The 24,295-nt window shown below is 59.4% G+C and carries 18 protein-coding genes; 10 read left to right on the top strand and 8 right to left on the bottom strand.

Annotated elements, in window-relative coordinates:
- Positions 1-446 precede the first annotated feature (446 nt).
- On the top strand, positions 447-662 hold the full coding sequence (locus tag AC0L3C_RS10860; protein ID WP_473407932.1) for a hypothetical protein: 216 nt from the start codon (positions 447-449) through the stop codon (positions 660-662).
- Between the two features lie 668 nt (positions 663-1,330).
- Here AC0L3C_RS10860 and AC0L3C_RS10855 read toward each other — a convergent pair.
- Complete coding sequence (locus AC0L3C_RS10855; protein ID WP_473365929.1) at positions 1,331-1,597, bottom strand: hypothetical protein; 267 nt, start codon at positions 1,595-1,597, stop codon at positions 1,331-1,333.
- A 568-nt stretch (positions 1,598-2,165) separates the two neighbouring features.
- Here AC0L3C_RS10855 and AC0L3C_RS10850 point away from each other — a divergent pair.
- Positions 2,166-2,429: a hypothetical protein gene (locus AC0L3C_RS10850; protein ID WP_473407931.1), complete on the top strand. Its 264-nt coding sequence runs from the start codon at positions 2,166-2,168 to the stop codon at positions 2,427-2,429.
- A gap of 103 nt (positions 2,430-2,532) precedes the next feature.
- Here AC0L3C_RS10850 and AC0L3C_RS10845 read toward each other — a convergent pair whose 3' ends face one another.
- Complete coding sequence (locus AC0L3C_RS10845; protein WP_473408078.1) at positions 2,533-3,270, bottom strand: metallophosphoesterase family protein; 738 nt, start codon at positions 3,268-3,270, stop codon at positions 2,533-2,535.
- Positions 3,271-3,859: 589 nt separating this feature from the next.
- Between AC0L3C_RS10845 and AC0L3C_RS10840 the strand changes: the two genes are divergently transcribed.
- Positions 3,860-5,290 carry an undecaprenyl-phosphate glucose phosphotransferase gene (locus AC0L3C_RS10840; RefSeq protein ID WP_473407930.1) on the top strand — a complete coding sequence of 477 codons (1,431 nt, stop codon included), beginning with the start codon at positions 3,860-3,862 and terminating at the stop codon, positions 5,288-5,290.
- Positions 5,291-5,330: 40 nt separating this feature from the next.
- Here AC0L3C_RS10840 and AC0L3C_RS10835 read toward each other — a convergent pair whose 3' ends face one another.
- From AC0L3C_RS10835 to AC0L3C_RS10825, 3 genes are all read right to left on the bottom strand, one after another.
- Positions 5,331-5,624: a hypothetical protein gene (locus AC0L3C_RS10835; RefSeq protein WP_204513783.1), complete on the bottom strand. Its 294-nt coding sequence runs from the start codon at positions 5,622-5,624 to the stop codon at positions 5,331-5,333.
- A 526-nt stretch (positions 5,625-6,150) separates the two neighbouring features.
- Entirely contained in the window at positions 6,151-8,382 is a 2,232-nt protein-coding gene (locus AC0L3C_RS10830) for a GNVR domain-containing protein (RefSeq protein ID WP_473407929.1), read from the bottom strand.
- 29 nt (positions 8,383-8,411) lie between these two features.
- On the bottom strand, positions 8,412-8,921 hold the full coding sequence (locus tag AC0L3C_RS10825) for a hypothetical protein (protein WP_473407928.1): 510 nt from the start codon (positions 8,919-8,921) through the stop codon (positions 8,412-8,414).
- Position 8,922: 1 nt separating this feature from the next.
- Between AC0L3C_RS10825 and AC0L3C_RS10820 the strand changes: the two genes are divergently transcribed.
- From AC0L3C_RS10820 to AC0L3C_RS10800, 5 genes are all read left to right on the top strand, one after another.
- Positions 8,923-9,432, top strand: a complete 510-nt coding sequence (locus tag AC0L3C_RS10820) for a hypothetical protein (RefSeq protein ID WP_473407927.1) — start codon at positions 8,923-8,925, stop codon at positions 9,430-9,432.
- A 122-nt stretch (positions 9,433-9,554) separates the two neighbouring features.
- Positions 9,555-10,766 (top strand): acyltransferase family protein, encoded by a 1,212-nt coding sequence (locus AC0L3C_RS10815; protein ID WP_473407926.1) that lies wholly within the window; start codon positions 9,555-9,557, stop codon positions 10,764-10,766.
- A 7-nt stretch (positions 10,767-10,773) separates the two neighbouring features.
- Positions 10,774-12,117 (top strand): hypothetical protein, encoded by a 1,344-nt coding sequence (locus tag AC0L3C_RS10810; RefSeq protein WP_473407925.1) that lies wholly within the window; start codon positions 10,774-10,776, stop codon positions 12,115-12,117.
- An 8-nt stretch (positions 12,118-12,125) separates the two neighbouring features.
- Positions 12,126-13,232, top strand: coding sequence for an acyltransferase family protein (locus AC0L3C_RS10805; RefSeq protein WP_473407924.1), 1,107 nt, complete (start codon positions 12,126-12,128; stop codon positions 13,230-13,232).
- Positions 13,229-14,323 carry an acyltransferase family protein gene (locus AC0L3C_RS10800; RefSeq protein ID WP_473407923.1) on the top strand — a complete coding sequence of 365 codons (1,095 nt, stop codon included), beginning with the start codon at positions 13,229-13,231 and terminating at the stop codon, positions 14,321-14,323. Before AC0L3C_RS10805 ends, AC0L3C_RS10800 begins: the two co-directional genes overlap by 4 nt.
- Positions 14,324-14,339: 16 nt before the next feature.
- On the opposite strand, the gene AC0L3C_RS10795 is transcribed toward AC0L3C_RS10800, so the two are convergent.
- Positions 14,340-15,503 (bottom strand): glycosyltransferase family 4 protein, encoded by a 1,164-nt coding sequence (locus AC0L3C_RS10795; protein ID WP_473407922.1) that lies wholly within the window; start codon positions 15,501-15,503, stop codon positions 14,340-14,342.
- Between the two features lie 23 nt (positions 15,504-15,526).
- Here AC0L3C_RS10795 and AC0L3C_RS10790 point away from each other — a divergent pair, with 23 nt between their 5' ends.
- Together AC0L3C_RS10790 and AC0L3C_RS10785 are read left to right on the top strand one after the other, a co-directional pair.
- Positions 15,527-17,197 carry a lipopolysaccharide biosynthesis protein gene (locus tag AC0L3C_RS10790; protein WP_473407921.1) on the top strand — a complete coding sequence of 557 codons (1,671 nt, stop codon included), beginning with the start codon at positions 15,527-15,529 and terminating at the stop codon, positions 17,195-17,197.
- A 19-nt stretch (positions 17,198-17,216) separates the two neighbouring features.
- Positions 17,217-18,578: a polysaccharide pyruvyl transferase family protein gene (locus tag AC0L3C_RS10785; RefSeq protein ID WP_473407920.1), complete on the top strand. Its 1,362-nt coding sequence runs from the start codon at positions 17,217-17,219 to the stop codon at positions 18,576-18,578.
- Between the two features lie 16 nt (positions 18,579-18,594).
- Here the strand turns inward: AC0L3C_RS10785 and AC0L3C_RS10780 are convergent, their stop codons facing one another.
- Together AC0L3C_RS10780 and AC0L3C_RS10775 are read right to left on the bottom strand one after the other, a co-directional pair.
- Positions 18,595-19,752: an acyltransferase family protein gene (locus tag AC0L3C_RS10780; RefSeq protein WP_473407919.1), complete on the bottom strand. Its 1,158-nt coding sequence runs from the start codon at positions 19,750-19,752 to the stop codon at positions 18,595-18,597.
- Between the two features lie 216 nt (positions 19,753-19,968).
- Positions 19,969-23,880: an RHS repeat domain-containing protein gene (locus tag AC0L3C_RS10775; protein WP_473407918.1), complete on the bottom strand. Its 3,912-nt coding sequence runs from the start codon at positions 23,878-23,880 to the stop codon at positions 19,969-19,971.
- Positions 23,881-24,295 lie beyond the last annotated feature (415 nt).

Here is a 24,295-nt window from a genome sequence, read left to right as displayed (position 1 = left end):
CCCAACTTCACTAGGTGGTCTGAAGTCCGGGCTTGATCTCGTTGCTGGGTCGAAGGCCGCGCCTCCCGCGACAGGACGACTTGCATCAGATCCTTCCTCCGAGGCAGACCGCTCAACACCACTCGCTGTTGCGCGACAATCGGCGTCCTGTTAGCGCAACAGAACTCCCTGTTTGCCTAAGTTCGTTTCCCTGTTCGGAAAAACGCCAAACCTAGAGTAAATCATTGCTGCAATTATGAAATCCTCCTTCTGCGGCAACGGTCGAGCTGGAGGATGAGACTGTCGAGGCGCGGCTCAAGACCAATCTGGGCCGACCAGCCCTCCAGGGGGGACATCCGCATAGGTTGGGCGATCTCGATCCCGCGAAAGCGTCGCCGCGCGCGCCGCCCCGCTTGGAGGGCTCCGAATAGATCGGACAGCCCTCGGCCGGTGTGTTAAAGGCGGGGATGAAAAAATTCATTTTAGCGATGCTGCTCATCGCGACGCCGGCATTCGCGCAGCCCGAACCGCCAGCTGCGAAAGCCCCATTGACCGATCGCGAACGGGTTCAGGCCGATCGTGCGCAGGCCGCCACGCAGGAGAAGGACGCCCCAACAGCGCGCCCGTGGGACAGGGGCGCGGATGGCAAGCGGCCCTGGGACCGGGGTGCCCAGGCGAAGTAGCAGCGTTTCCGACGGGAACTCGAAAGCTTGCGAGCAATCTGCTGCCTTTTTTGAGCAGGCTTCTGTGACGGAACTGAGTTGAACGCGGCTGAGCTGCCTCGATCCCTCTATCGAGCCGCCCAGTGCAGCGGCAGGGCTCCGGCTCCGCTTCGTTGCCAGTCGGCACGGCCCTATCTGACGGTCACTTCCACAGCGATGACCGAGGTTCCGCGCTGCCTGCGGTTTTCGCCCGACACCGCAATTCGAAACCGATCAGTTCCTGGACGTGAGGGGGCTTGGTAGCGAAATGACGGGCCGACGATCGTCACACGGCCCGCGCTGGGCGCCTCTGCCAGTCTAACTTCGTCCAAAAGCTGAGTCCTGCCGCGCAGGCCTTGCAGGCACTCCGTCCCGGCTGGGATTGAAACAGTCCAATACACGGTGTCGGAAAGCAGTCCGAAGCGTTCGGGCCGCAAGGCGCATTCACCCGCGGTCGCAGCATGCGCTTGCAGCCAGTATCCCGCGAAAGAACATAGGCTTGCCGCCGCTGTTTTGAGCCTCATGCTGCCGCCCATGCGGTGATCATGATTGGATGGGCCATGCAAGCCCCAAACAAAATCGCCGCCATCGGCTGCCCGGTGATGCGGCGATTCATGGTTGAACGCGGTTGGTCGCGAAACGCTTTGCGTTCACCGAGCGTACCAATATCCCCACCAGCGTTGCGACACGGGCCGGGCCTCCGCCTTGAGCGCCGCGACTTCCTCGACAGGGCGAAGGTTGGGGCCATAGATCGCAGGCGGGTAAACATCATCCCAAAACACGTAACCGGTTCGGACGTAGGCCGACCGATGATGCGCAGGAGCCAGCGCAAGCTCCGCGGCTGAAGCTGCGGTCGTTATCAAAGCAAGGCCAAGAACAGAAAGAGCAATGGATGGAGCAAGGGTGCGGAAGTTCATTGGATCAATCCCTCTCGAAATGGGCAAGAAATAGAAAATGCGACGGCCTCTGAAAGGTTGCAAGCGCATCGTTCCATAGAATGGCTGCGAAATCCAGCTCTTCAGGTACGCGAATCCACCTGGGCGGTTCGGACAGAACAGACTTGAAGGTGACCATCCGCGTCGGTGCGTCCGGCCAAAAGATCGCGTTACCAGACAACTCAGATGCTGCTGCTCAGGACAAGATCAGGCGTGGGCAATCTTTTGGCACCAGGAGAGTCACCAAGAATCATCAGGAATCATGATGTCGACACACTGCTCACTCTTGATGAGCACCGCACTGTTCAGGACGACTCGTATGGCTTCTGCATTTGTCTTCGCCTCGATCTTCTGCGCCGGCGTCATGTCGGGCTATGCACTGCGTACTTGGCGCTTGCAACGAACGACGACGAACGAGCCCTCCGGCACCTCGCCCAGAACGGCCCGATCGACTCCCAATTCAGCATTCGGACACCTCCGACGTGCGTTTTAGGCCTCGTCCAGGGTGCGAGCGACACCTCGGTTCTCACGACCATAGGCGACACAGGACATGACGCAGCCGATGAGGGACGCACCGCGACGCTACATCGTGGACGGTACAGGACAGCGTGTCCTTTTCGGTTTGACGATCGCGGAAACCATCGAGTTCGAGATGTTGGACAAGCCCGACGCCCCCCTCGACCCTGGTCTTCGCTTCGATCGGAACAAGCCGGGACAACGATGGCTGGAGCTCTACGCCAAGCATGAGCTGGCCTGGCGCAACTGGATGGCGGACACGCGAGCAGGACGGGAAGTGCCCCTCGTCCTCAACTAGGTGGGGCCGTAAGCTCGTGACTGCCGAGGCCATCCGTTTGCTTCAGGAAACAATCTCCCCCAACGGATCGGCAGACATATCCTGGGCTACTCGCCCGGGCTCGTCATACCGCGAGCATCCGGCTGCCTTGTATGCTCATGAGAGTCAGATTGCCCGTCGCGTAGGCGCCCGTATCGATGTTGACCCGGTTTGCCAAGACTTCGGCGGTGCGCACGGGCGTGTGACCATGAACGATATATTTGCCGAACTGCTCCTCGCTCCGAAGGAACTCTTCGCGAATCCAAAGCAGGTCGCTTTCGCTTTGCTCGGCCAAGGGGACACCCGGGCGAACGCCGGCGTGGACAAAGAAAAAGTCTCCACAGGTAAAGCTAAGCCGTAGTTCGTCCAGGAACTCCAGATGCTCACCCGGCATTGCGCGGATCAAGTCGCGCAGTATCGACGCCGGGTCGTCGCGCTTCAGGTCTGGCGGCGCGAGTCCATAGGACATGAGCGTCTGGACGCCACCGATGCGAAGCCAATCCTCAAACAACGAAGGGTCTTCGAAAACCCTCACCAGAAATGCCTCGTGGTTTCCCTTGAGAAAAATCGAGTTTCCCCGCCGGCTTCGTTCAATCAAGAGGTCAAGCGTGGCGCGCGTGTCCGGTCCGCGATCGACGTAGTCGCCCATGAACACCTCGATCGCATAGCGTGGCCGACTGTGGGCCAGGTCGGCGTCGATGACCCGCAGCATGGGCTGCAGCAAATGCGAGCAGCCATGAATATCCGAGATCGCGTAAATTCGAACGCCGTCCGGCAGTTGCGGCCTGTGAATTGGCGGGTGTGATCGGGCAAGAGATGTCATGGCGCGCACACTCGGTGAGGTGGTGAGGATCATTTCGCCAAGTCGGTCCACGGCCGGACCTTATTGAAGAGTGTCGCCTCTCAGACGGCCCGATTGCGCCGAGGGAAAGGAGGATATCCGCTTGCTTAGCTTGTCGCCGCGCGCTGAGCAAATCAGCCAATTCCGCCAGGGGCTGCACCGCCCGGCAGCCGGTTGATGCATGCGTCGCTCAAGACGGTTGAGAGGATACAGCTTCAGATCGCAATTCATCGGATTTCTAGTAATCGAATCGTTTCGCTTGCGGAGGTACTCAATGCGGGCAACAGGCGGCGCATCAAAGATGAGCTGGTATTGCTTCATTGCAAGCGCCCGACCGAATTCGAAGTGGAACTTGATTCAAAATAGGGCAGCGCGTTTCGACCGTGTGTCAGCACTGTGACGCAATCTCGCGCTCGATGACTCAACAAAACGCGATGCATTCATGCATCGCAAAAGTTTCGCGTGCAGCGCCACAATATCGCTGTGTTCACTTCACAGTTTGCGTTCGGGGAAGTGACGGATCTTCAGCATCACGGATCGGCGTCAAGCATTCTCGATAGCAGAGGTTCGAATGGCTGTTGCAACTTATGGTTCTGAAAGCGCTGGTGCATTGTCGTCAACGCGCGGCACGGCTCTTCAGCGACCTTTTCAGATCGTCATCATCGCTGCTGACCTGCTGCTCATCCTGCTCAGTTACGGTGCAGGGGCGGCGCTCTACAATATCGCGCTTGCCTCCACTGGCGACGGTGCATCGATGGGGGCGGGATTGATCGTCGGCGTTGTGTTCGTCGCGGTTGCATATTCCCAGGACGTCTACGCCACGCATCGCTTGCTGAATCTGGTCTGGCAACTGCGCAAGGCCGTCTTCATCTGGTTGGCGTCGCTGACGATCCTCGCGGTCGCGGCATTTTTGCTGAAATCGACGGACAATCTGTCTCGTGGCACAGTGATCATTTTTGCTGCAATCGGCGGCGCCGGATTGGTCAGTCTGCGCTTTGTCTGGCAGTTCGTACTCGCGACAAACTATGCCAGAAGCCGGTTGGTCGATCGCAAGGTGATCCTGTTGAGCCTGAAGCCGCTCGACTTCACCTCAAGCCGCTTCAAGGATTTGCGCAGGAACGGTTTCGACGTCATGCGTCATTTCGTGCTGGGGATCGACAGCGGCGATGGCCATTGGGAGCGGCAGATTCGCGATGTCATTCGGCAGTCTCGCCAGGCGGACGTCGATGAATATCTTCTAGCGATCGATTGGAACGAATTGCCGATGCTTCGAAAGATCGGGCCCTTCCTGCGTGCGGTGCCCCAACCGGTACGACTTCTGCCGGACGATTCAATCGCCGACCTCGTGTCGCGCCCATTCCTGCCGGTCAGCGGGACCGTGGCGGTCGAGATTCAGCGGCCGCCGCTCAGTGTTTTCGAGCGTTTCCAAAAGCGCTGTCTCGATGTGGGAGTAGCCTTGTTGGCGCTCGTCATACTTGCACCGCTGCTGCTGACAGTCGCCGTTCTGGTCAAGCTCGGATCGCCGGGAGCTGCCATCTTTCGCCAGTCGCGCAGAGGGTTCAACGGCAAGCCGTTCGAGATATGGAAATTTCGGACCATGACGGTCTGCGAAGACGGGCAGACGATTACCCAGGCAACGAAGCGGGATGCTCGGGTCACCAAGATCGGGCGTTTCCTTCGCATGACAAGCATCGACGAGTTGCCGCAGCTTTGGAATGTCTTGCGCGGCGACATGTCCCTGGTCGGGCCGCGCCCGCATGCGCTGGCCCATGACAATTACTACGACGAACTCATCAGCAAATACGTCTACCGCCACCACATGAAACCGGGCCTGACAGGCTGGGCTCAGGTCAACGGCTTCCGGGGGGAAACCCCGACGATCGATCTGATGGAAAAAAGGGTGGAATATGACGTCTGGTACGTCAGCAATTGGAGTATCTGGCTGGATCTGAAGATCATGGCGCGTACGGCCTCGACGGTGCTGTTCCAGGAGGCCTATTAATAGGACCCCGCCTCAAGGGGACGGCGGACGCAATGAGCCGTTAGCTTCCGTTGCCGGGCGTCTTCTTGAACAGGCGAAGGACGGCGTCCCGCAGCGCAAGCATTGGCGGCACAAGAACGAAGAACGCTCCCATGGCGACTGAGGCAACGACGTGGCGAAGCGAAAAAGGCTCGTCATGCTCGAGTTCCCGGCGATTCGGATCGAGCGGGGCAGGCGCGAGAGTGGTCGCCAGCGGCCGGGATTCCCGGCGGGCCTTACGCGGGGGAACCACGATCAACACGAAAAGAATGTTGAGCAACACCCAGATGCTCAAGACAATAAGAGCAATCACCATCCGAACCTGCCGAAAAAGTACGAAGAATATGAGCGCACGTTAGCCTCCTGAACCTCGGAAGGAAAGGTGCTCAAGGATTCGGCAGCCCAAGCTTCGGTCACGATGAACAGCCCTTCGTGCCAGGGGCAAGTTTGTGCAGGAAACACGTCACAATCTACTATCTTTCGTCCGGATCGCCGTCGTCAATCCATGCCTTGGGCTATGGCAGAGATCGTCATTTGTGGATTCCGGATGAATACGGAGATGCGAAGCGCATCGGGCGACGAAAATGTCTTGGTGGGTTGGTTCCAGACGTCTTCGCAGCGCCGGAACTCAATCGAGCCCGCTCACGCATCGTCGTCCAGCCGTGGCGTCCCGCCACGGCTGCGAAGGTCCGAGGGCCGTTTCAGCCCGTTCCTGCAGACGACGGGACCGAAATGCGGGCCCTCAGCAGCCTATCTCCGGAAGGCTCCGCGGCGGTCGTCAGCAGATCGGGGCATGCGCGAGGGGCGTGGCCGCAGACTGTGCGGCTTGCGCCTCCTTCGCCCTAGGAATGTTCGACGTAATAGCTGTTGCGGTGCTTACCCTTATACGCCTCGATGCGCCCGAGCATCTTCGGGTTGGCGCGATTGAGGACGGCACCCAGCAGCTTCTTCTGAAGGATCTCCGATCCCGAGATTGATTCTTGAAGTGCAGCTCGCGTGGTTGCTCCCCATTCGATCACATAGACCATTGCATCGATGAGGACGCTGAACGCCTTGGAGTCCGCCACCGGCATCACAGGGGCAAGGTCGATAATGATATATTCGTAGTGTTCCCGCAGCATCGCGAGCAGGTCGGCCATTGGCCTCGATGCGATGACGTCGGCCGAATTGACCATGCGCGAAGCAACGATCGAGGGCAGGAAATCGAGACCGGTCTCCTTGCTTCGTTGCACGTGATAGCTGAAGCCCGTGGGATCACTGAGCGCCTCGACCAGTCCGCTGTTGGCGTTCGGTGCGAGTTCCCGTGTGAGCGAGCGCGTATGCAAGTCGCCATCGATGAGGATGGTGCGGTGACCTGTCATGGCAATTAATTGAGCGAAATTGGCCGCGACCGTCGTTTTTCCTTCCTTTGGCAGCGACGATACAATGCCAATGACCTTGATCTCCCGGGTCATGCGCGCAACGTCGATCGAAACCTTGATGTTGCGCAACGTTTCCGCAAACCGCGAGAAGGGATGATCGACGACGTAGCGGGATAGTCCCGCTTCGTCGGCTTTCGCGGATGCCGAAAGCAACGCGCGTGTCTTTGCCGGCGGGCGAATATCCGGCAGGACACCAAGACACTTCACGCCGAGTTCGTCCTCGACCTCTCCGGGGGTCCGCAAGACGTCGTTGAGGAACTCGCGGGCAAAGGCGGCGCCGAAGCCGAGACAGAGGCCGCCGACCAGGCCCCCCACCAAGGCCAAAACCGTCCGCGGCGAACTTTTGCGATCAGGCTTGGTCGCAGTGCTGATCAGGCGTGCCTCGCTGAGCGGGAAGCTCTGATTTTGGGTGGCGCTTTGCAGCTTCTCCAGGAAATTATTGTAGAGATTGCGATAGGTGTCGGCCGCGCTTTCGAGATCGCGCAGCTTGACTTCCGCCTGGCCGGTGTGACCCGCCTGGGCGACCAGCTCTTTCACGTTCTTGTCGAGAGAAGCCTCTCGGCTTTTTGCGATCTCGTAGTCGCTGCGATAAGCGTCGCCAATCCGATGAAGCTCATCGGCGATATTCTTGCGCAGTTCGTCCATCTTGTTGGCCAAATTGACTGCCGCAAGATGAGTCTTGCCGTAACGCCTTGACCAATCGGCATATTGGGCCTGCAAATCGAGGTACTGGGCGCGCAGGCGCGTAATGACCGAGTTGTTAAGGGCGTCCGTCACGGTCGGTTGGGCGAGGTCCTGGTCGGAAATCGCTTCGATCCGATCGAGGCGCGCCTTGGCTTCGGCAGTGGCCGCCCGCGCCTGAACCAGCTGTGTATTCAAGTCCGACAATTGCTGCTCGGACATGAGGCCGCGGCTGGTTCCGACGATATTATGCTCTGCCTTGAAGGTTTGCACCGCGCGATCGCTCGCCGTCGCCTGCTCGCTGAGTTCGACGCTCCGCTGCTGAAGCCATTCGGTTGCTCGCTTGGTCGACTGATACTTGGCTTCCAGTGCACCCACGATGTAGGCATCGGCAATCGCATTGACGATCTTGACTGCCTTGTCCGGGTTGTGTGCGCGATAACTGAGCGACAAGACGTATGTGGTCAGGACGCGCTCGACCCTGAGACTCTTTTGAATCGATTCGACCACGGCATGCTCGATCCGCTCCTGTGTGGGCGGTTCGCCGGATGCGAACACGGACATGACCTTGCCCATGACGACGGCGAGAAGTCCTGGATTGGAGCCGTTGAATTCCGGATCCTCGGTGAGCCGCAGGCGGCGAACGACTGAAAGGATGAGATCGTCAGAATTGATGACTTCGACTTGGCTGTCGACGTAGCCGGTGTCGATCAGAGCGCTGCTGGTCCCGCTGTCCTTGTCCAGAACCTGGGTTTGCCGGGTGTCCATCATGATACGGGCGTTTGCCGTATACATCGGCTTTGCCAGCACCAGATAGACGATCACCAGAGCCAGCGAGGCGCCAACTGCGGCCGCGATCAGCGGCCATTGCCGACGAAGGACGTCGGTCACACGGTCAAAGCTGAGGACCGCGCCGCCAAACTCGATGCCGAACCGGTGTCCCGATTGGAAGTGTTCTCTAGGCTGATACATCTGAAATTTGCTGCCTTAATGGTCAAGGATCAATTCGGGAGGGGAACAGGTTTGAATGGATTGGCCAGTTTGGTCTTCCATTCGCCTTCCAAGAGCGCTCCGCCCCGAGACTGCGTCGGCCTGTTGTCTCTCGGCTGCAATTGGGCGCTGGAGCCATCTTCCCCCGCCGCGGAATAGCCTGCTTGCACAGCGAGGTCGCCGAGCCGTTGCGTGAAATCCCTGATCTTGCGCGCAGCGTCCGGCTTCGTTGACGTACACAGCGCTTCTGCGAGCCGCAGCGCCGCGCCGATCGTCGAGCGGTCGGGGGAAGCCGATTCGGAGATGAGCGTCTGCACTGACGGCAACACCGATGGATTGGTCGCGATATACGAGGAAAGGCGAGACCTCAGCTTCTCTTTGTCGTTGCGTAGCCGCTCCAGCAGCGAAGACGGCGCCTTCACGAAGGCGTCGAGTTCGGTCTGTGAGGCGCGGTCCGAGAATCCGACGCATTGAGCTCGGGTGGGACCGACGCCCGATGCGATCAGAGCAAATCCCGTCAAGATGATGGGTAGCCATCTCGGCTTCGTACGAGGCGTCACTCCGCAGCTCATCCGTGTCCCTTCGTCGTTGCTGCAAAACCAGTACACACGAAGAGTGGCAGTCAACTGTGTCAATTTTTGTGCGACGCAAAAGCAGGCTTCATTCGGTCGCGCTTGCCATCGATTGCCATATCAGTGTCTTACCTCACGTCGGTTGCGCAAGTACGATTTGCAATGCCTGCGAGATCGGCACAATGCCGCCTGCGAATTTTGCAGTTTGAAAATTTTTGAAGCGGTCGAAATAAATCTCGTCGCGAAATTGACACACGGAAATTGTTCCCGCGAGCAGCGCGTGGACAGCGCCTCGATGAAGAAACATCTTCCATACAGGCTAAATCGCAACACCGCCGGGTTTCGCGCATATTTTGTTCGCAAATGCTCGCGACCATTCGCCAGCGCAGTCAGTTCGTTCGTCGCGATGCTTCTCGATCAGAAAAAATGGCGCAAAGTTGTCGCGCGCATGTTCGAATGACAGAGAGCGTTGAAATTATCGCCGGTCGTCATGCGTCATACGCCAATCCTCGATCGTGACGATTGAAAGCACGCAAAGACCTGATACAGACTGCTGCGGTGCAACAGCTACGGAATGTCGATGTGACGGAGTTGGTTCATCGTGAGAAAGCGCATGTCCTGCCGCTCGACAGCATCCGGGGTATCGCCGCGACATCTGTGGTGATCCACCATCTCCTGCTGATGCCGACCTTTCTCGCGGCATTCCCACACAATGCATGGATCAATTGCTCGTTCTTCAGAAGCGCGTGGCTATTGGTCGACTTGTTCTTCGTTCTCAGTGGCATCGTGATGTCGTTGAGCTACGTCGAGGGCGATTTCGGACGCTTCTCGCTGCGCGAATTCATGGTGCGGCGTCTGGCGCGGGTCTATCCGCTTCACATCGTCATGCTGATCGCAAACCTGCTGTTCCGCCTTCTGCGGATCGGCTTGGTCGCCGCAGGCGTCGTGGTTGCCGCGCCGGCTGCGTTCGAGGTGAACAATGCCTACTCGTTCCTGCTAAACGTCTTTCTCCTGCATTCGATGGGACTGATCGACTATCTCAGCTGGAACGCTCCGAGCTGGAGCATTAGTGTCGAATTCTACACCTACCTGGTGTTCGGCCTGATCGTTCTGCTGGCCCAGCGCATGCGTTCGCTGTCGTGGTTTTACGCCGTCTCCGGGCTGGTCGCGGTCGCAAGTCTGGTCGTCATCGTTTTCGTGCTCGACAAGAGGAGTCTGGGACTCCAGACCGATTTCGGCATCCTTCGCTGTTTTGTGAGCTTCTTCCTCGGTGTGTTGACCGTCAGGATCGTTCGTCGCCTGCCAGTCAAGCCGAGCCCTGCAGTGCAGGGAGGGCTGCAGCTGATCGCCATGATTGCCAGTATCGTCCTGGTCAGCCTCGCAGAGACCAATCCGGCGGCCACCTTCCTGGCGCCGCTTGTGTTCGCAGCCTTCCTCGGCAGCCTGCTGGCATTTCCGGATGCGTTGCTGGTGCCGAAGATTCTGGTGGCGCGGCCGCTGGTGTGGCTCGGGCGCAGATCCTACTCGATATATATGGTGCATGCGCTCGTGGTGCTTTTCGCAGAGTACTTCGTGCGGGCACTCGGGCCGCGGCCGATCGCGGCGCTCGATTCGATCTGGGCGGGGCTGCCGGCGACGCTGAATCTCGTGATCTCCCTGGCAGCTGTGCTGGCGGTTTCGAACTTCAGCTATCTCTACGTCGAGATTCTTGGCGGCAAGCTGCTTCGGAATGTTCTTGGAAGCCGGCCCGATTTTTCGCCATCTCCCGCGCCATCGGCGCGGCTGACGAATTGAGGCGAGCATGACGGCCCTAGCGCTGCAGCGCCCGCAGATCACGCTGGTCAACCTCAACATCGAGGCGATCGCGCTCGGGGTCTATCTGGTCCGAGACGCTTTCGGCGGCGTGATCCGCTACTACACCAGCATCTTTCATCTGGACACGCTCTGGTACCTGCCCGACGGCGTTGCGCTTCTGTGCCTGGTCCAGTTCTTCGTGCACTGCATTTTGCGCAATCGCAGCACTCTGGCGCTCCTGGTGTTCGTGCAGATCATGCTGTCGCTGGTGCTCGGCTACTTCATGATGGGAACTGCGACCGCCGCGATCTCGGCTTTCAAGATGATGCTGCCGGTGTTCGTCGGATTTTGCTTCTGCGATTCGAGCCTGGGTTCCTACCGAAAGCTGCTGTCGGTCATCGCCGTGACCTTTTACCTCTCCGTCATCGGCGTGTTGTTGACGAAGTATTACCTCATGCCCTGGGTCGGCTACAAATATGAATCCTTTGGCGCCGTGCGTGAGGCGGGCCGGCTGTGGTGGGCCTATGGCGGTGACGATCAGCGCCTGATGGGCTTTGCCGCCGACAATACCATGGCCGCATTCTTCATCCTCGTGTCCTTTGCGATCACGTCGATCCGCAAGAGCACGCTATGGTGCCTTCTGTACGGCTCCCTGGCGGTCTACGTCATTCGTCTGACCACCAGCAAGACCACCATGATCGTTCTTGTGCTGTACCTGGTGCTGCTGGTGATCGTGCGAATGCTGCCGGAGAAGTCGCGCTTTCCCGCGATCCGCGGGATCGCGTTGTGGTCGTTCGCTGCGATCCTCGTTCCGTTCTTCATGATCGTGGTCGCATCTGGCACCGCAGCAGTACCGCACTCGACCTTGTTCAGCATTCTCGACCGCATCAATAACAGCTGGCAGCTGCCGTTCGTCTACATGAGCCAGCTGATGCCGATCGGTCTGGTCACCGGCTGCGGCGCGGGTTGCTTCAACTATCCGCAGAAGCTGTTCTCGCCGCTCGCGGCGTACTGGGTACCGGTCGACAACTTCTACATCGGAACATACCTGATGTTCGGGCTTCCGTTCGCCGCATTCATGGTGATGGTGTTCCGGGCCAACTTCGGAGCGACCGACGTCTACAAGTTGACGCTGCTCTTTGTCGTCAACCTGTTTACGATCACGGTCTTGAACTACGGTCCGGCATCAGGGCTCCTGATCATCGCATTGAGCTTCAGCGAAGTATTCTCCCGGCGGGCGACGTCCGCGCGGGCAGCCGACACCGTTCCGATAGAATTGCCGCGGCCGATCCGCTCGTTGGAGGGCCTCGGCGTCGATATGCCGGGGACGGCAGCGCGTGGGAGCAGGTGAGATAAACGATGCATAGACGGCTTGCATTCATCGATACGCTGCGCGGCATTGCCGTGTTGTCGGTGCTGTTCCAGCACGTGCTCGAGGTGATTGTCCAGAAGCACCCCACCGGCGCGTATTATTGGGTCTTCCACGATGCGATCGGCTACTACATGAACTTCGGCCGGTTCGGAGTCGTGCTGTTCTTCTTCGTCAGCGGATTCGTCATCCCGTTCAGTTTTCCGGACAGTGCTACTCCCGTGCGCGATTTCACGATCAGCCGCTTCTTTCGGCTCTATCCGGCGTACTGGACGTCCATGGTGATCGGGCTCGTCACGATGCAGGTGCTGGAGTCCCATGCCTATCCGTTGTCGCAGGTCATCGCGAACGTGACGATGCTGCAGACTTTCGTGAACATTCCGAACCTCTGGGTCTTCTACTGGACCTTGGCGATCGAGCTCCTGTTCTATGTCGGATGCACCATTCTTTTCGCGATGGGATTGCTGAACCGGCGCTTTACTGCAGTTGCGATTGTCATTGCTGCGGCGCTGGTCGGGACAGCCGCAGCACTTCTGGTCGAAAGCAGGACGGTGTCGTCGCTGATGGAAGTTGGGCTGAACCTTTCGGCGATGTTCCTGGGCAAGGTCATCCGCGACACCGTCATCGGCGGAAAGCTGCGATGGCCGCACGTCGCCGTATGTACGGTGTTCTATGCGGTCTTCGCCGTCGCGCTGGCGGAGAGGCGGTTCGGCGGCGTCTATCAGGAGAACTTCTTCTACAGCTACTCGATCGGGTCGGCTTATGTCTGCGCTGCGCTCGTCTTCATCGCGTTTGCGGCGTTCGGTGAGAGGATGGCCTGGCGCTCGATGGCGTTCGTGGGAACCATCAGCTATTCCGTCTATTTGATGTCGCCATTCGTGATCGTCTGGATCCATCGCCTCGTCTGGCTCGGTGATGGACCGCTGGGATGGGCCGCCTTCGCCGCGCTGGTCGCGGCGCTGTCGATCCTGGTCAGCTGGTCGACATATGCATTCGTCGAGAAGCCCAGCATCTCGTTCGGCCAGAGATTCCGGTCGAAGCGCAGGAGGGCGGTCGTTCTCGAGCCGGCGCTCAGTGCGCAGGGGGCAGCTGAGTGATCGAAACAACGCGCCAGCCGAATGCCGGATACGACGGATCTTTCGTTCCCTCCGTCCAGGGACTTCGTGGCATTGCGGCGCTGAGCGTGCTGATGGATCATTTCTACGACATGCCAAAGGGAGGCGTGTACGACATTCCGGATCCCGGCTTCCTGCCGCCGCTCTGGCTATGGCTGCAATCGGTGATCAATGTCGGCGGCCACGGTGTCGAGCTGTTTTTCATGATCAGCGGCTTCCTGATCCCGGCCAGTCTGGTGCGGCACGGCTCGCTGCCACGGTTCTTCTTCGACCGTATCCTGCGCATCATGCCGGTGTTCGTCGTGCTGCATCTCGCGTTGTTCGTGATTGGCCCGATCGTGGGCTACAAATTCTTTCGCGGGATCGATCTGACCAGCTATCTGGCGATCTTCACGGCCAATCTGTTCTTCGTGCAGGATGCTCTCGGCTTGCCCATCGCTCAGCAGAATGCCTGGACGTTGACTTACGAGTGGGCGTTCTACATCTGGTTCGCGCTGACATTCTCGGTGTGGCGCATCGGAGGCAGAATGCTGGCGGCGCCCTTGATCTTGCTGGGCGTGGCCTGCCTTCTGCATTGGCCGATCACGGCGTTCTTCTGCATCGGCATGCTTCTCAGCGCCACGGGTTGGCGCATCTCCATTTCAGGACCTCTTGGTTTGATGGCGGGCCTGACTTGCGGGATCGCCATGTACGCGAGCCTCGTGCTGTTTCACCCGTTCGTGGGTCTTATTCCGGGCCTTTTGCTGTTCGCCATGGTGCTAGCCCCGGACTCCGGCCTCGCCAGAGCCCTCAGCACACCGGCCCTGCAGTATGTCGGCAAGATCAGTTACAGCCTGTATCTCGTGCACCCGTTTGTCCTGTTTCCGTTGCAGGTGATCGGGCTCAAGCTCGTCGCTGTCGGTGTCGATCGTTGGCTGCTGTGGGCAGCATTCATCCTGCTGGGCTCGTTGATGTCGCTGGTTGCAAGCGCGATCAGCTACGAGCTGATCGAGGTCAGGCTGAGACGACTGCTGGATGGCGCGGTCCGCGGCGTGTTCTTTCGGTCATTGAGCAAGATGGAACAATCCGCCTAGAGGATCGCGATATAAGTCACGATCCGCTCACGGTGCGGCCAGCAAGCTTGTGGTAGGATAGCAACAGACCCTCGGCAATGCGATCCCAGTTCAACGGACCGGCTGCTGTCTGTCGTGCACCGTCGGTCAACGTTGCGGTAAGCGACTTCGAGGTCAGGACCCGTTCGAGCGCATCGGCCAATGCCGCAGCATTGCCAGGCGGGACCAGAAGCCCGTTCACGCCGTCTGTCACGACGTCAGGAATGCCACCGGTGGCGCTGGCGACGACGGGACGGGAATTCCCGTAAGCAGACGCCAGCACGCCGCTCTGCGTCGCATCCTTATAGGGCAGGGCGACCAAGGTCGCGGACTGAAACAATTGTCCTGTATCCTCGGGCGAGATATAGGCGTCGATTGTCTTGACCGTCGGCATCGCCTCCATGCGAGCGCCGAGCCGCGTCATCTCGGGTCCGCGGCCCGCGACGATCGCTTCATGCGCCACGCCGCGCCGGTCCAGCAGATCGATCGCGTCGATGAAGATGTCCAGCCCCTTGTAAGCCCACATCCGCCCAAAAAACAGGATCCGTGTAGATTCGGGTTCGATGGCGGGTGCCCGCGTCGGGGGCACCATGAGCACGCCGTGCATGCTGGAGACGATTTCTCCATTAAAATCCGCCGACGCACGGCGAAAATCTGCAACGCAGCTCTCGCCGTGCGTCGTGACGACTGACGCGGCCGCGCGCATGCGCGCGCGCCAGCCATCCTCGCGTGGAGAGGTGCCAGAGCCGCCCTCCGAATGAGGAATCGCGTCGTGAACGGTTAGCACCAGCGGGATTCCAAGCGGACGCAGGAACTGGATCAGCTTGGATGTATAGACTTCCGGAACTTCGTGACAATGAACCACGTCTGGACGAAACGAAATTATGTCCATGAATGAAGCCGGAATGCCGATGGCACCGGCGCGGCGCAAGCTTAGATCGCGAATCCTTGTGTTGAAAGGTGTCGTCGCCGCGATATCGGCCAGTTCCCACTGCTGGTTCGCATCCTTGCGGTTGAGGACGAGGCGAACATCGCAATGGCGCGCCAAGCCAGACGCGAGCCGGTAGGAATATTCTGCAAAATGCGGCGCGTAGATCGCCACGCGCAAGCGCCTGGAGTTGCGATTGAAGGCGGTGGTAGGCGAATTCATCAAGGCATCCATTTTGCATCACATCGCTGAACCGGTTGGAGTGTAGTCCACGATTTGAACTCACTTCCACGCTAAATCGGATGATTGATGGCGCTCATCTGATTGCCACAACGTCGTCGTACTGCTGCGCGATTGCTGCCGCCATCGGGACGGAGTTGGAAAATGGCGACGTCACGCGCGGTCATCGATCGCCTACTTGTCTAGCGGGCGATTGTGATTGGATCTGTCGGAATTGGGTCGATTATTTGATGAACGTCACTCCGGGCAAACAACATCAGGTCGTGGTCGCGTTGTTGTGGTCGCTGGCGCAGAATTGGGGCGGCCGTGCGCTGTCGTTTGTTCTGTTCTTGATATTGGCGCGGCTGCTCAATCCTGCGGATTTTGGTCTTGCCGCGCTGGTTGGCTTCATCCTGTTGCTCCTGAGCTCCATTTCCGAATTCGGGTTCGGTGATGCGTTGATCCAGCGACGCACGCTGGAGCCTGCGGACGTGACACTGCCGTTTTTCTGCTCACTGGCGGCATCGGCCCTCCTTGCGGTTCTCATCGCCCTGCTGGCGACCGATATCGAACGTTGGCTCGACGTGAAGGGACTTGCCCCGCTGTTGACGGCCGCGAGCCTCTCGCTTCCGATCGGTACCGCCACGCTGTTCCAGGAGGCGCTCTACAAGCGCCAGATGGATTTTCGCGTGCTTGCGCTCAGGACCATGGTGGCGACCGCGATCTCCGGAGTGGTCGGGATCGCCTGTGCCTATGCCGGGTTCGGTGCCCTCAGCCTCGTCATCCAGGTGGTCGTTCAGAGCGCGGTCAGCGGCCTGTGGCTCTGGAGCCAGCCCAGATGGCTCCCGATGCGCAGCTACGATCTGAAGAGCTTGCGCGAACTTTCCGGCTACAGCATCCACGTGGTGTCGAACAGGCTGCTGGACTTCGCCATCGTGCGGACGATCGATATGATCATCCTGTCGCTCTATGGCGTCGCGGCCTTGGGCATCTACACGGTGGGCGCGAGAGTTTACATCATTCTCATGCAGTTGCTGACACAGGCCGTCATGGACGTCGCGCTGAGCGCACTGTCCAAGATCGCGCATGAGCGTCACCGTATTGCCGACGCTTATCTGCGCAGCGTCAGCCTCGGAGCATTGATCGGCTCTCCGGTCTTTGTGCTCCTGGCGGCGATCGCGCCGGAGTTCTCTCTGCTTCTCTTCGGCTCAAAATGGGCCGGCAGCGAAGCCGTGATGAGGCCGCTGATGCTCATCGGCGCGATTCAGACGGTGCAGTTCGTGAACAGCGCCTATTTCGGCGCCATGGGCAAGCCCAACTACGTCTTCCTGCTGAACATTCTCAAATTCGGCACGGTAGTCCCAGCAATGTTCCTGCTGCCGTCGCACGACATTGGTCAGCTCGCCACCATCTTCGCTGTCGCACAGCTCGTGGTGACGCCCGTGACATTCGCGCTGGCGCTCAGGCTGCTGGGCCTGAGCTGGAACCAGTTTCTGCGGCCCGTTGCAGGCTGCCTTTGCGCCATCCTTCTGGCGTATGGCGCAGTTGCGCTATGCCGCGAAGCGACCCCGGACATGAATCCCTATTTGCGGATAGGGCTGCTCTCGTCATGCTTCGGGGCGACCTATCTGATCAGCATCTTGCTGTTCTGGCGGAAGCAGCTGTTCTCCCTGATCGCTTTCGTCGTGAAGCGTGGTGCGACCGCCTGATGAAGACGAGGAAGACGTCGTGAAACAATTGATTCCGGTACCTGTTCGCAAGCATCTCCGAGGCTGGCTCAACAGCGCGAAGAACACGCCCTTTGCGGTAGATCTGCTCGAGCTGCGCAGGTGGCAGATCGCCAGGAAGGCTATCGGCGCTGATGCCGCGCCGCGTAACAACCCGCGCCGGCTCGTCCTGCTCCCGTCCGACCCCTGGAGCATTCATCAGTCGCGCGGCGACGAGGCCATGATCGAGGCGGCCGTCGGCGAGATGAAGCAGGCCCATCCGAACATCGAGGTCTACATTGTCACCGCCACCAAAGCGGCAAGCGCGGAAGTGCGCGCAATGGGCTTCAAGCCGCTCGAATTTTGGCGGCAGCCGTTTTCCTATATGACGGTGGCGCATGAGCTTTCTCTCACCAGGCCGGATTTCGGAATGGTTCTGGGGGCAGATGTGCTGGACGGCTACTATTCCCCCGTGGACGCCACTCGCATGTTGCTCGTCGCCGATCTCATGGCAGCGTGCGGCGCCAAGGTCAGCGTGCTCGGATTCAGCTTCAACTCCCGTCCGGCCAAGGCATTGCGCGAGGTGTTTCGGCTGCTCGATCCCGGCGTGGTCTTGAATCTGCGCGATGCACTATCGCTTCAGCGCTTCAAGGATTTCGCCCCGAATCGTGCGCATCTCGTCGCTGATTCCGCATTCATGCTGGTGCCGCAGCCGGAGACTGCGGCCGTGACGCAGATTGCGGCCGCGATTGCGGAGCAGCGCAGACAGGGACGCAACGTCTTCGTCTTCAATATCCACCCGATGCTGTTCAGGAAATCCGAGCCGGCCAAGTTGCAGCGAATGATCGAACTCGCGGCGAGCGCAATGGGGCGCATGTCTCGAGAGCATAGCGCGAGCTGGGTGTTGCTCGCGCACGACTATCGCCCGGGGATCGCCGACGATAATTGCCTTCGACCGCTGGGCGGTCGCCTGCGCGCAGCGCTGGGCGACCATATTCATCATGTCGAGCACGTTCTGTCGGCGAGCGAGATCAAGGCGGTCGTCGGTCTGGTGGACGGTGTCGTCACCGGCCGCATGCATCTCGCGATTGCGGCTCTCGGACAGGGAACGCCGGTTGCGGCGATCACCTATCAGGACAAGTTCCAGGGTCTGTTCGCTCATTTCGGTGTGAGCGAATCGCTTCTTCTCTCACCGGAGCAACTGCTCGCGGGAGACAATCTCGAGAAGTTTCTGCTGAGGTTCCTCGGCGCCTACAAGACGGCTGGCGCGCAGGTCCGCAATATGTTGCCGGCAGTCATGGAGCTGTCCCGCGCCAACATCGCTCCGCTGCGGGGCGATGGTCTGATGTCGGTTGACGCGGCGACCGACGGCAAGGTCGCCTGAGGGAAGCGGGCGGACCTCAGTTGGCGGCCTGCTCCGTCTCGTCGAAACGCACGGACGTCTTGCTGACAGACGTCTTGTTGGTGACAGGCGTCTTGGCGGACGATTGCTCTTTGCGAGGCGATCCATATTCGATGTCGGCCGCACGATTGATCAACCGCCGTGCCGGGTTCTCGAAATAGGCATAGGTGCGATCGGCGATGATGGTCAGGATCGCGCAGCAGGCCAGGGCGAAGAGGCCAAATTGATCCGGACGCAGCCCAAGCGCGGTCCACAACGGCTTGAATACAGCGATGAGCACGGCGTCGTGCAGCATGTAGATCGAATATGAGGTGTTGCCGAGCCGCCCGAGGAGGCGGCTGCCGGGAATTTGCACGAAAGCGCTCTCCCCGACGGCAGTGAGCAGGATCGCGCAGGAGAACAGAATGATTGCCAGATCCGGCTTGGCGAAGATGTTCAGGACAAGCACGGAGATCCCGAACAGGGCGATGCCGGCGAAGACAACTGGCTTGTGCCGATACGGATGCGACAACCTGAACAATATGGCGAGCAGGATTCCATTCAAGAAGCTCGGCAGCGCACGGAGCATCCCGTAGTCGTAATTGGCTCCATACATCTGCGATCGTTCTTGCCAGATCGGCAGATGGCCGTGGGCCAGGACCAGATAGAGCGCGGCAACGATGGCGGCCAGCACCAACGGATGGACCTTGCGTGCAAGCAGCATGAGCAGGGGAAAGATCAGATAGCAGAAGAATTCCGCGCTGATCGACCAGGACGGAGAGTTGAAGCTCAAATGATCGGTAACGCCCCAGGCTTGAAGCAGCACGAGGTTGTACAGGAAGTCCAGCGGCGTCGACCTCGCCGATTGGTCCAGGCCGAACCCGATCAGCAATACGAACACGAGCAAAGTCAGAAAATGCAGCGGATAGATCCGCGCAATGCGGCGGATCATGAACCGGGAATATGCCTTGAGACCACGGGCGTCAGACGGATAGGAATAGGAGATCACGAACCCGGACAAGATGAAGAACATGTCCACGAAAAGGCCATAAGATCCGTTCCAGACCGGTGCAATGCCGCTGTCGATGGTCTTCAGATGGAATATGAAAACGCCGAGAGCGGCAACGAAACGATAGAAGTCGAGAACGACGAACCGTCTTGCTTCATTGGCTTCCATCGCGTGTCGAATTCCTTGCGTGAGGCAACCTTCTGCCTAGCGGTCAATTGTGACGCAAGTTCGCTGGGCCAGCGTTCGAGGGCAGGCGAATAGCCGTTATGCGGCTTGCGCCTCGCGACAAGGCAGCCGCCCAATTATTGAACGGCGCCGGGGCTTGCCTGAGCTGGTCCCGGCGCCTGAGATATTGATGTGATCCTGCGGACCCATTCGCCGTGGTCAGACGAACAGGAAATCGTGGCTCGTCAGGCTGGCCACGCTGACGTTCTTCAGGAGGATCGAGTCGCTGGCCGAAAGCGTGACCAGGGCGTTCGCGCCGGACTGCGTGATTTGCAGATGGCCGTAGTCTGCGGCGAGGAGCTTCGAGATCTGGATCACGTCGTGAGTGGCGGCGTTGCCGGCCTGGAAGTTGACGATCTGGTCTTGGCCGTGATCGTAGACGATTGTGGTAGAGCTCGGCGCCGCCGAGAACAGGTCATTGCCGGCCCCGCCCTGGATCGTCACGCCGCTCGCAACCGCCGTGACGTTGTGGGTGCCGTCGGTTTTGGTGGCGTCGAAGAACTGGAGCGCGTTGGCCGCATTGTAGTTTTCGTGCTGCGTCGTCCCGGCCTGTCCGTTGAAGTTGAAGAGGAAGACGTCCTTCGAACCGTCGGCGTTGTTGGCGATCTCCTGGGTCTTGGAACCGGAGTCGTCGTAGATGTCGGTCAGCTTGCTGCCGTCGTTGTTGATGACCTGGGTATAGTCCAGCGTGCCATCGGCGTGGGTCCGGGTAAGCTCGACGATATGCCCGGAAGCATCGAGGTGCTGATGCTGCGTGGTGTAGGACTGCCCCTTGATGTTGTAGCTCCAATTGTCGGACGTGCCATCGGCGTTGGTAATGTAGGCGGCGGTCTTGACGCCGTTGGTGTAGGCGGTCGTGGAGCTATAGCCGTCGCTCTTCGTCGTCACCTCGCTGGTCAGAACGCCCTTGGCGTCGTACCAGTCCGAGGTTTTGGTCCCGTCTGAGCTCTGGACAAGCGTGAAGGCAAGGCTGCTATCGGCGTGGGTGCGCACGATGTTGGTGAGGAAGCCTGTCGAATCGTAGCTGTCGTGCTCGTTCGTGTAGGTCTGCCCAACGATATTGGATTGGAACACATCCTTCGAGCCGTTGGCGTGGTAGTCGGTCTCCGTCATCTTGACGCCGGAAGCGTTGTAGTTGCTCACCACGCTGCTGCCGTCGCTGTTGACGACCTGGCTATAGTCGAGCGACCCGTCGGCATGCGTGCGGACCACCTCGGTCGTGACTCCGGAGGGGTCGAGGTGCTGGTACTGCGTGGTATAGCTCTGACCTGTTATATTGTAGCTGTAATTGTCGTGGCTCTGGTCCGCATTGGTGATGTAGGCCGCGGTCTTCACGCCGTTGGTGTAGATCGTCGTTGCGCTGTAGCCGCTCGCCTTCTCCAGGACCTCACTGGTGAGAATGCCGCTGCCGTCGTACCAGTCCGAGACCTTGGTGCCGTCGCTGCTCTGCTGCAGCTTGAAGGCCAGGCTGCCATCGGCGTGCGTGCGAACCAGCGAGGTGAGGAAGCCAGCCGCATCGTAGATGTCGTGCTCGGTCGTGTAGGTCTGGCCGGTTATGTTGAGAAGCCAGATATCCTTGCTGCCATCGGCGTTGTAGTCGGTTTCCTTCGTCCGCTTTCCCGCTGCGTCGTAGTTGGTGACGACGCTGCTGCCGTCGTTGCTGATGACCTGCGTATAGTCGAGCGTGCCATCTGCATGCTTGCGGGTCACGGCCGTGACCTTGCCGGAGGGATCGACGTGCTGGATCAGTGTGCTGTAGCTCTGGCCGGTGATGCCATAGGCGTAATTGTCCTGGCTGCCGTCGGCATTCTTGACATAGGCGTTGGTCTTGACGCCGTTGCTGTAGAGCGTCGTCGAGCTGAAACCGTTGGCCTTTTGTACGACTTCGCTGGTGAGGCCGCCGGCGGCATTGTACCAATCGGTCGTCTTGGTGCCGTCGGTCGTTTGCGCCAGCTTGAAGGCCAGGCTGCCATCGGTGTGGAGGCGCGTCAGGGTCGTGAGAAAGCCGGTCGTATCGTAAACGTCGTGCTCGGTCGCATAGTTCTGGCCCTTGATGTTGTAGGTCCAGACGTCCTTGCTGCGATCGGCATGGTAGTCGGTCTCGACCAGCTTGACCCCCGTGGCGCTATAGGTGGTGATCACGCTGCTGCCGTCGCCGTTATAGACTTGTGTCGAATCGAGCGAGCCGTCCGCATGGCTGCGGACCACGGACGTAACCTTGCCGGTTGAATCGAGGTGCTGGACCTGGCTCGTGTAGCTCTGGCCCTTGATGTTGTAGGTATAGTTGTCTTGGGTGTGGTCGGCGTTCTTGACATAGACGGTGGTCTTCACGCCGTTGATGTAGATGGTCGTCGAATAATAGCCGTCCGACTTTTGCACGACTTCGCTGAGAAGCGTGCCGGTGGTGTTGTAGGTGTCGGTGGTCTTGGTTCCGTCGGTCGCGGAATGGACGGAGGTGGTCTTTACGCCGCCGGTGTAGCCGATCGCGTCTTTGGACCCGTCGGTGTAGACGATCGTGGTCGAAATGGGCAGTCCGCTTGCGTTCAGGCCGGTATCCGCTTCCGACAGGAGGTTGCCACTGGCGTCATAGGTTTTCGTGCTGCTCCAGGTCGCGGCCGAGTTCGTGACCGAGAAGGAATGGCCGCCCTGGATCTTGGACAGTGCACTGCCGTAATGCGCGATCATGTAGTCCATCGTCGCTTTCGAAGCGACGGGCAGGACATGCGAGTCGGTTAGCGTGATGGTTTGAAGCGCCGTCGACGTGCTCAAGTCGGACAGTTGCGGCACGATCTCGGCAGCCGTACCGCTGACATTGGTTCGGGTATCAGGCGGAGTGGGGGTGGTCGCAGGCGCGTCGATCTCGATGATCAGCGGGTGATCGCTGACCGGAATCGTAATCGTGCTGACGTCGGTGTAGCTCGCGATCGCGGTGGTTCCGGTCAGCGTGTCGTACACCTTGACCGAATGATGCACGCCGCCAAGATTCACGGTGACGGTCTGGGTCGGATTGGAGATCTCGGCATCGGCCGCATCATTCCAGAGCTTCGGCTCCGCCCAAACGACAAGCTCGTAGGCGCCATTGCTCTTGCCGAGCACCATGCTGTTGCCCGAGGCTGGCATGTTGCTCAGGGTGTAGTTTAGTGGATGAGTCGGCTGCAGGTCGCCCTTGCCGTCATCGGCCAGAATGCTCGTCAGGTTATGAATCGCCGTCGCGGCGAGCTTCGGCGTTCCGTCGGAGTTGAATAGACCGAAGTTGGCTTCGGGATTGGTATTGCTGGCGGAGGAGTCGCGGTCGAACATCTCGTAGAGATAGGTCGCACTCACGCCAGCCTTGTAGGCATCGACCAGGGTGTTCAAGATCGACTTGGCCTGGACCGTCTCGTCGACGCCGAGATATTGGGTATTGGCTTGGGTGGTGTAGCCGGTCTCCGTAATCATGACGGGTTTTCCCGGCGCGGCGGTCGAGACCGCGCTCAAGGTGGCAGCAAGTGAGCTGCTCGTCGTCAAGCTGGTGCTGACATAGGCATGCGCATTGGCGAAATCGACCGAGCCCGACATGTTGCCGAGCTGGCTGTAGCCCTGGGGATCGTTGTAGGCGAGCGACAGATTGACGACGGGAATGCTGGAGAGCGTGCCGTCTGCCTTGACCGCCTGATAGAGCGCGCTTTGGAACTGGGCTGCGGCGCCAAGGCTCGAGTTGCCATTGTAGCTGAAGGGCTGGTGATTGGCCTCGTTGAGGCCCTCGATGGCGCTGATGCTGCCCGGATGGCTCGCCACAAACTTCTCGAGCGACACGATATACTTCTGAAGGCCGGCCGTACCCAGCTGCGGCAGCGCGGATGACACCAGGAAGTCGAACTTGTAGCCGGCGGCCGCCAGCCCTTCAACGACCGGTTGTGCGGCGGGGCTGGTTCCCATCGCGTCGCGGAGATGGGTGACGCCGAGATACTTCAGGTCATCGACCATCAATGCGAGGTTATTGTAGTCGGTCCACCCGAAGCCGGCATGCGTGTTGACGCCGATGGAGTTGATGAATCCGCTTGCGGAGAGGACGGTTTGATCTGACGACATTTCACACTCGAATTTCTACGCGAACGAAATTGCTCGCAGGGATTTGCGTTCAACCTTCTCGATCGAGTGTGAATTTCAGATAAAAATCGGAGCTACAAATCGAGAGCGATCAGCAGTTCCTCGCGGGAACAGGTCGACTCTGATTCAAGAGAATAACGATGTCGTGCCAACGCAGCATGACCTGAACATGGCGCTTCCAAGAATTCGCAAGATTTCACTGCTGAATATATGCGCATGTCGCGCTTCAATGATGCATGTGAGTCGGGCTCAATGTGGAAATTGTCGGCCGACCAGATGCGCTGGTAAATTTGACGATCAGCCCAAATCTTTTCGGTCCCGCTCAGAAAAAGATCAGCCGATCACCGAGAGCTTCGGCCGATGCAATATTTCTGTGCGAGTGTATCATTCACTATTC

The organism is Bradyrhizobium sp. WSM4872 (genome assembly GCF_055811715.1).
This window is presented reverse-complemented; position numbering and strand designations above follow the sequence as displayed.

Bases quoted from the DNA above. Each gene is read 5' to 3' on its own strand.
- AC0L3C_RS10860 (WP_473407932.1), top strand. From the start codon at position 447: ATGAAAAAATTCATTTTAGCGATGCTGCTCATCGCGACGCCGGCATTC.
- AC0L3C_RS10855 (WP_473365929.1), bottom strand. From the start codon at position 1,597: ATGAACTTCCGCACCCTTGCTCCATCCATTGCTCTTTCTGTTCTTGGC.
- AC0L3C_RS10850 (WP_473407931.1), top strand. From the start codon at position 2,166: ATGACGCAGCCGATGAGGGACGCACCGCGACGCTACATCGTGGACGGT.
- AC0L3C_RS10845 (WP_473408078.1), bottom strand. From the start codon at position 3,270: ATGACATCTCTTGCCCGATCACACCCGCCAATTCACAGGCCGCAACTG.
- AC0L3C_RS10840 (WP_473407930.1), top strand. From the start codon at position 3,860: ATGGCTGTTGCAACTTATGGTTCTGAAAGCGCTGGTGCATTGTCGTCA.
- AC0L3C_RS10835 (WP_204513783.1), bottom strand. From the start codon at position 5,624: ATGGTGATTGCTCTTATTGTCTTGAGCATCTGGGTGTTGCTCAACATT.
- AC0L3C_RS10830 (WP_473407929.1), bottom strand. From the start codon at position 8,382: ATGTATCAGCCTAGAGAACACTTCCAATCGGGACACCGGTTCGGCATC.
- AC0L3C_RS10820 (WP_473407927.1), top strand. From the start codon at position 8,923: ATGATGGGTAGCCATCTCGGCTTCGTACGAGGCGTCACTCCGCAGCTC.
- AC0L3C_RS10810 (WP_473407925.1), top strand. From the start codon at position 10,774: ATGACGGCCCTAGCGCTGCAGCGCCCGCAGATCACGCTGGTCAACCTC.
- AC0L3C_RS10805 (WP_473407924.1), top strand. From the start codon at position 12,126: ATGCATAGACGGCTTGCATTCATCGATACGCTGCGCGGCATTGCCGTG.
- AC0L3C_RS10795 (WP_473407922.1), bottom strand. From the start codon at position 15,503: ATGGATGCCTTGATGAATTCGCCTACCACCGCCTTCAATCGCAACTCC.
- AC0L3C_RS10780 (WP_473407919.1), bottom strand. From the start codon at position 19,752: ATGGAAGCCAATGAAGCAAGACGGTTCGTCGTTCTCGACTTCTATCGT.
- AC0L3C_RS10775 (WP_473407918.1), bottom strand. From the start codon at position 23,880: ATGTCGTCAGATCAAACCGTCCTCTCCGCAAGCGGATTCATCAACTCC.